At 39.2% G+C, this 6,982-nt stretch carries 5 protein-coding genes and 2 pseudogenes; 1 reads left to right on the top strand and 6 read right to left on the bottom strand.

Features of this window, described 5'->3' with window-relative positions; all coding sequences use genetic code 11:
• Positions 1-338: 338 nt before the first annotated feature.
• The 5 genes and pseudogenes from B4H32_RS09005 to mutS all read right to left on the bottom strand — a co-directional run bounded on the left by B4H32_RS09005 (position 339) and on the right by mutS (position 5,340).
• Entirely contained in the window at positions 339-1,007 is a 669-nt protein-coding gene (locus B4H32_RS09005) for an O-methyltransferase (RefSeq protein WP_004681058.1), read from the bottom strand.
• Between the two features lie 138 nt (positions 1,008-1,145).
• Positions 1,146-1,865: a D-Ala-D-Ala carboxypeptidase family metallohydrolase gene (locus B4H32_RS09000; protein ID WP_286802267.1), complete on the bottom strand. Its 720-nt coding sequence runs from the start codon at positions 1,863-1,865 to the stop codon at positions 1,146-1,148.
• A gap of 130 nt (positions 1,866-1,995) precedes the next feature.
• On the bottom strand, positions 1,996-2,325 hold the full coding sequence (fdxA, locus tag B4H32_RS08995) for a ferredoxin FdxA (protein ID WP_004639922.1): 330 nt from the start codon (positions 2,323-2,325) through the stop codon (positions 1,996-1,998).
• 168 nt (positions 2,326-2,493) lie between these two features.
• A pseudogene (locus B4H32_RS12860) lies at positions 2,494-2,658 on the bottom strand (hypothetical protein).
• Positions 2,659-2,667: 9 nt separating this feature from the next.
• On the bottom strand, positions 2,668-5,340 hold the full coding sequence (mutS, locus tag B4H32_RS08990) for a DNA mismatch repair protein MutS (protein WP_262450811.1): 2,673 nt from the start codon (positions 5,338-5,340) through the stop codon (positions 2,668-2,670).
• Between the two features lie 266 nt (positions 5,341-5,606).
• On the opposite strand from mutS, the pseudogene B4H32_RS08985 reads away from it, so the two are divergent.
• Positions 5,607-6,240 (top strand): annotated as a pseudogene (locus B4H32_RS08985) (transposase).
• Between the two features lie 198 nt (positions 6,241-6,438).
• Here the strand turns inward: B4H32_RS08985 and B4H32_RS08980 are convergent.
• Positions 6,439-6,939: a YqhA family protein gene (locus B4H32_RS08980; protein WP_334113410.1), complete on the bottom strand. Its 501-nt coding sequence runs from the start codon at positions 6,937-6,939 to the stop codon at positions 6,439-6,441.
• Positions 6,940-6,982 lie beyond the last annotated feature (43 nt).

The raw sequence follows: 6,982 nt of genomic DNA, 5'->3' as shown, positions 1-6,982 counted from the left end.
GGCTAAAATGACTCAAACAAGGCATGAAACGCAGGCAATGGCGTGACCCTTGTCAAGTTTCATAACGAATTTTGTGGATATTTTAGCCATAACCCTACGGGACAGGAGCATTTTTTGTCGTTACTGCGTTATGTCTTGTTCATTTAGAATGACTAAATTTCACAATACATGCCTTGTTCCGCCTAAAAAATGATCGCTGTCGCAAGCATCTGTGAAGTGTTAATAGACCCTCTACTAGTTATCCGCAAATACTGTGGATAACTATATGGAAAAACATTGTGTATAAATATAAGTAATTGATATTAAATAATTAAAAATTTCAGGTTGTTTTTTAATCTCTATTTCACAATCGCAATTGCAAAACCATCATGGCCTTTTGACCCAACAGTTTGTAGGGCTGTGCAGGATAAAAGCTTTGGATGATCTTTTAATGCCGTAAAAGCATCCCGAATACCTTCAATGCTTGGTTTTTTATTGTTTTCATCCAGAATTGCACCTGCACGAATGACATTATCCAGTACGATAATGGTGCCCGAATGGGACAGTTGTAAACTTAACTCCAGATATTCAGGATAACTTTGTTTGTCGGCATCAATAAAAATAAAATCAAAAGCTTCGCTGCCATCAGCAATAAGCTGTTTCATCACATCTGCACCACGACCTTTTTTCAGTTCGATCGTGGTGGGCATATTGGCATAATCAATGTTTTCCTGCGCCAAGATGACGTGGGTATCACGTCCTTCAACGGTCAGTAGATAACCATCTTCGGGTAAGGCCTTTGCCAGCCAAATGGTGCTATAAGCCGCAAAAGTTCCCAGTTCCAACACGCGCTTGCACTGATTCATCTGAATCAGCATTTGTAAAAACATACCTTGATTGGGTGCAACAGCCAGATGATTAGAAAAACCCTGCTGATCGGTATTGTCTAATGCATGTAGAAGTTTTGGGTCAGTGGGAATTAAATGTGAATTGATATATTCATCAATGTCTGTCCACATCTGTTGCATAATCAGGTTTACCTATAAATCTGTTAGCTGCATTTTAAACATTTATATCTAGAGTGCAATTTGATTACTGAATTAATCACTACCATTGAAATAAAAAAGAGACCGTTTAGATCTCTTATCGATTTAAATTATCGTTTATTAGAAGTTACACATTGAACTATTTCGGGTGAGGTCAGGCCCCCATGTTCGATAACCCTGTGTGTCAATATGGATTTGCCCTGAGCTATATAGACCAATACCCAGATTGAGACCTTGACCATGCTGTGCCCAGAACTGGCAAAGCTTGAATTTGCTTTGCTCAATAAAAGCATAATCCTGTGGTTGAGGAAATTCAGGGCCAATGCGCAAATCAATGGCTGAGTTGAATAAATGTCTGGACGAGCTTGCTCCGCCAGCGCACTGATTCAGAGGAAGATCACGGTAAACCGAAGTCACTTCAAAATCTGTCAGGATTTTGGCTGCAATCAGGTACTTAAACACTCGCAAGGTTGAAAGTGAGTTGTTCCATAACTCGCGGTTAGGCACCATATATTCAGAGCGCCCACATTTTTGCCAATCCCGTGCGGTACGCAGTAATTCAAAACTTGGAATAATATGCGCCAGATTGTTGCGTGTTAAAAACTGCTCATATTCACGAACGCGTGCATAGTTCTCGCCCTGATTGAGCCAGATGCGATAAGAGGCAGGTTCAATCTTATTTGGAATAGGGCGGGTAATGGTGACCTGTTCCTGAGGAATATAAATTCTTTTTCCGATGTTGTTATTCTGGGGCACTTTGGTGGTTGAGCTGACACAACCGACCATCATCACAGGGATGATAAAAAATGAAAAAAGGCCCTGTAATTTATTTTGCATCATAAAAAAGCAAGTTCACAAACGATATGTGTATCATTTTAATGCAAAATAGCGCATGAATAATGATGCAATTGCAAAGAAATGTGTGATTCGAGTATAAAAAAAGACCAGTTAATACTGGTCTTTTCTATGATTATTTTTCTAAATATTGCAATTTATTTGGCTTGCCATTCCATTCTTCACGATCGGCAGGTTGTTCACCGATTTGAGTGATGTTGTTGCCTGCCCATTTTTCTGATAATTCAGCATTCAATTCAATAAACACTTCCTGACCTTCTGGTAGTTCATCTTCCGAGAAAATCGCATTTGCTGGACATTCAGGTTCACACAATGCACAGTCAATACATTCATCTGGATTGATCACAAGGAAGTTTGGCCCCTCATAGAAGCAGTCTACAGGACAAACTTCAACACAATCTTGATACTTACATTTAATACAATTTTCGGTGACAACAAAGGTCATGGCGGCAGCTACCTAAAAAATATGGTTTTCATTTTGAATAGCGTATTTTAGGCAAAAAAGACCGATAGAAACAATTCCTTTTATTGATATTTATTATTCGTATCAATGAAATGGACTTATTTATATGACTTTTGTTGATAATAAGTCTCAACAACAAGGTTAATCGACTTATTTATGCTTTTTCTTTAGCCCACCATCACCATCTTGTTTATTGACCGTTGCCCAGGCTATACGTTCAGCATCTTAGCGCCCTTGATCCAGTTCGTTTTCCTCAATATGCTTCGCCTATCTTTTATGTTTTGCTGTGTAGGCAGATTTATCTCCACGTGACATTTTGATGGATTAGCTCTCAACTGTTTGAGCTGTCTTAGATAATGCCTTTAATTGATAAAGCTGTTCCAGTGCCTGACGTGGGGTTAATTCATCGACATCAATGTTTTGTAACAACTCCAGTGCAGGTGAATGGGCTTGCACTTCAATGATGCGTTCAACAAAGTGAGTTTCGATTTTATTGTCAATTGCACTGAATAAATCAGTCTGTACAGTATTTTGCAAATGCTGGTGCTGTTGCTTTTCCAGAATCTTTAAACGTTTTTGTGCTTCTTTAATCACGTTGGCTGGAATGCCTGCCAGTTTTGCCACCTGCAAACCGTGACTCTGACTCGCTGGGCCATGTTGAACCTTATGCAGCAAGATTAGATTGCCGTTTAATTCCTGCGCCGTAACATGATAGTTATCAATACCTGCTTCACCACCCAGTTCAGTTAATTCAAAATAATGTGTTGCAAACAGGCATAGGCATTTCACACGTTTGGTCAAGTCAAGCACACATGCCCAAGCTAAAGAGAGACCATCATAAGTACTCGTACCACGACCCACTTCATCCATCAGCACCAAAGATTGACTGGTTGCATGATGTAAAATTTGTGAGGTTTCAGTCATTTCCACCATAAAAGTAGATTTGCCTGTAGAAAGGTCATCAGCAGAACCAATACGGGTAAAGATACGGTCAATCGAACCTAATTTTGCTGATTTGGCAGGAACAAAACTGCCGCAGTAGGCAAGTAGACTAATCAGTGCTGTTTGACGCATGAACGTTGATTTACCACCCATGTTTGGCCCCGTGATAATGGCCATACGATGCTGGGAATCAAGGAATGTATCATTTGGTGTAAAAGGTGTCTTATTTAAGGCTTCAACCACAGGATGGCGACCACCCTGAATTTTGATACTGGTTTCTGGGGTAAATTCAGGTCGAGCCCAGTTATTGAGACGTGCCTGATGGGCAAAATTGGCGAGAACATCAATATGGGCAATTGCTGCACTCATCATTTGTAGATGGGCAATATTTTGGCGTAACTCATCCAGCAATGATTCAAATAGGAGTTTTTCACGCGCTAATGCACGGGATTCGCTCGAAAGTACCTTGTCCTCAAAGCTCTTGAGCTCTGGAGTGATATAACGCTCGGCATTTTTTAAGGTTTGACGGCGAATATAATCGGCAGGTGCCTGCTCGGCCTGAACGCGTGTCAACTCAATATAATAACCACTGACACGGTTATAGCCGATTTTTAGGGTATTGATGCCTGTCCGTTGACGTTCCTTAATCTCAAGGTCAATCAGGAACTGCCCAGCATGATCACGAATTTTGCGTAACTCATCCAGCTCATCATCATAACCCTCAGCAATGACATTACCATCACGCAACAGCACAGGTGGGTTCTCAACAATCGCCGCCATTAAATGTTGGTGTAGGCTCTTAAAATCGCCAAGTTCCTGATCAAGTTGAGTCAATAATCTGGATTGCTGTGTTTTTAAAACAGGTGTTAAAGCGTGTCGTAAAAATGGAATTTGTGCACATGCTTGACGCAGTTGAACTAAATCGCGTGGACGTGCACTACCCAGAGCAACACGGCTCAGTACCCGTTCAATATCACCAATTTCTTTTAATACTAAACGTACAGGAGACTCATGAAACCCTTTTAATAATTGCTCTGAGGCATCTAATCGAGCATCTAATATAGCAGTATCACGAATCGGCTGCATCAGCGTTCGGCTTAGTAAACGACCACCCATTGCGGTTTGGCAGTCATTAATCAGTTGAAACAGTGATGTGCCATGATCAAACAAAGGCTCAATAATTTCCAGATTTCGGCGTGTAATTGGGTCAAGTGCAATAAAGTCGGTACTTTGCTCAATCTGAATGGAGCGAATATGCGGCAAGGCTGTTTTTTGGGTTTCTTTGGCATAATGGATTAATGCCGCCGCCGCTGCTTTTGCCAGTGGAATTGGGTCCAATCCAAAACCTGACAAGGTCGAAACTGCAAACTGGTCACATAAGGTCTTTTGTGCATTATTTAAGTTAAAATCAACGTTTGGACGTTTGGTAATTGGACATTCCAGATTTTTCTTAATCTGTTCAATAATGTTTTGATCAATCAGGTCTTCGTCAATCAGGATTTCACTTGGCATCAAACGGGCCAGTTCAATGGGAAGCTGTTCAGGCTTGTAGTCCTGTTGTTGAACTTTAAAAATACCTGCACTTAAATCGAGTAGGGCAAAACCAATCTTATTTTGCTGAATACATAAAGCAACGAGATTTGAAGACTGATAACTGCTAAGTAATGCATCATCAGTCAAAGTTCCTGGTGTTAGAATACGGACTACTTTACGTTCCATTGGTGCTTTACCGCGAGAGCCTGCACTCTCGCCCTCGCCAACCTGTTCACAAATGGCAACTGTACGGCCAGCTTTAACCAAACGGGCAAGATATCCCTCTGCGGCATGATAGGGTACGCCCGCCATTGGGATTGGTTCGCCGTTGGTTTTACCACGATGGGTGAGGGTAATACCTAAAAGTTTAGCTGCTTGATGGGCATCTTCAAAGAATAATTCGTAAAAGTCCCCCATACGGTAGAACAATAGCGCATGTGGATAATCCATTTTGACTTTTAGGTATTGCTGCATCATCGGCGTATGGGATGAAAGATCAGCCATAACTGTGTCACTATTCATGCGAGTTAAATCCTTGAATATAAAAGTAAATTTCTAATTAGAAAATTTGGTTAACTAACCAATCTTAAGCACTTTTCTTATGTAAATTTGAGACAATCTATAAAGAAAGTGTAGGTTTTAGTGTACCTTGTTCTCGGTCAAAAATGAATGAACAGTGTGTGAGGAGATATAAATTCTCCCAATTTGCTATCTTAGCAAATTGGGGTAGATGAGGCTTTGTTGCACAAACCTATCTGTAAAGGCTTTTTCAGCGATATAATTTTCAAATGAAGAAGTCTACACACAAAATCTAGCGCACAACCAATTGGCCCGCATATAACCGAGCACTCATGAGTCGCGGAAATATTGCCATTTGGTTTGATCCTGCTATGCAATGGTATGCTCCATCAAAAGGTAAACAAGGGCGAAATCAAACCTACTCCGATGCAGCCATCCAATGCTGCTTAATGATTAAATCCTTATTCCGTAATATCGTCGCCAATGGCTTAAACTACATATTGGTATAGATGCCAAAACCCTGCAAATACGAGCAGTTCAGCCCACAACCAATAATGTCAGTGATTTACAGGTGCTTGGTGATTTATTTAATCAGATTCCACAAGATGAGCGGGTTGACTCTGTTTATAGCGATGGAGCTTATGACATCAAGCAATCTCGTGAGGTCATTGCAGATCGGCAAGCGCATGCGGTGATTCCACCTAGAAAAAATGCGAAACCATGGAAAGATACAAAGAGCATCTCGCTAGAACGAAATGAATTACTTCGAACAGTTAAACGTTTAGGCAGGACACTATGGAAAAAAGGAGTTTTGATAGCCAAGTGAATGAGATTCATGGACGTGTAGCAGTCCTCAACAGATTTACGGAATTAGGTCGACCACTTACCCAAGTTACGCCTTAAATTTGGCTCAATTAGGGGCGCTTTGCATTTCAAATCTTTGTGCAACAAAGCCATTTGAAGCTGCAATCTTTGACGCAATTTTGAGTTTAGTGAAGTTTGAATCAGACATTTTTTCTCAATACATGACGATCTCTAATCTTAACTTCAATTAAATGCTCAAATAAAAGAGTAATTATAAATGAGTCCTTGCGATTTAAGTTATTCATCGTCTTTGTGATGATCATTATCTAATAGCTTACAAGTAAAAATTATTGCTAATATGACTAGGCTAGAAGAAATACCAGCATATAAGTTGGCTAAAGTTCCACCAAAAACAACAATATCTTCTAAAAACAAGATGACTATAACTATAATAGATACATGTAATATAATAACTTTTAGATCATGAAACTTATTAATTGATAGTGTCTTAAGAAAAGAACTATTGTCAAAAATAGCTTGTTGAATAAATAATTTATAAAAACCTGCTGAAATTAAATGAAATGTAATAGCAATTAACGAGACATCGAGGATTTTTAAAAATTTAACAACAACTATTTTTACTTCAAAATTAGTTGCATATATATTTTTTATAATAAAAATTATTGTATCAATTAGAAGATATATAGTTGATAAATATAAAAAAATAGAAGATATTATGCAATTTATAATAACTATAATAACTAAAAATCTACTCTTTTCAAAAAAATTTTGTAGCACTTGATAACATCCCTTAAAATGAGGCTTTGTTGCATAAATATGT

This window comes from Acinetobacter sp. UBA2063 (assembly GCF_002333245.1).
Taxonomy (GTDB): domain Bacteria; phylum Pseudomonadota; class Gammaproteobacteria; order Pseudomonadales; family Moraxellaceae; genus Acinetobacter; species Acinetobacter parvus.
Note: the sequence above shows the minus strand (reverse complement) of the source record. Positions and strands in the feature narration are given on the sequence as shown.

Bases quoted from the DNA above. Each gene is read 5' to 3' on its own strand.
- B4H32_RS09000 (WP_286802267.1), bottom strand. From the start codon at position 1,865: ATGATGCAAAATAAATTACAGGGCCTTTTTTCATTTTTTATCATCCCT.
- mutS (WP_262450811.1), bottom strand. From the start codon at position 5,340: ATGAATAGTGACACAGTTATGGCTGATCTTTCATCCCATACGCCGATG.
- fdxA (WP_004639922.1), bottom strand. From the start codon at position 2,325: ATGACCTTTGTTGTCACCGAAAATTGTATTAAATGTAAGTATCAAGAT.
- B4H32_RS09005 (WP_004681058.1), bottom strand. From the start codon at position 1,007: ATGCAACAGATGTGGACAGACATTGATGAATATATCAATTCACATTTA.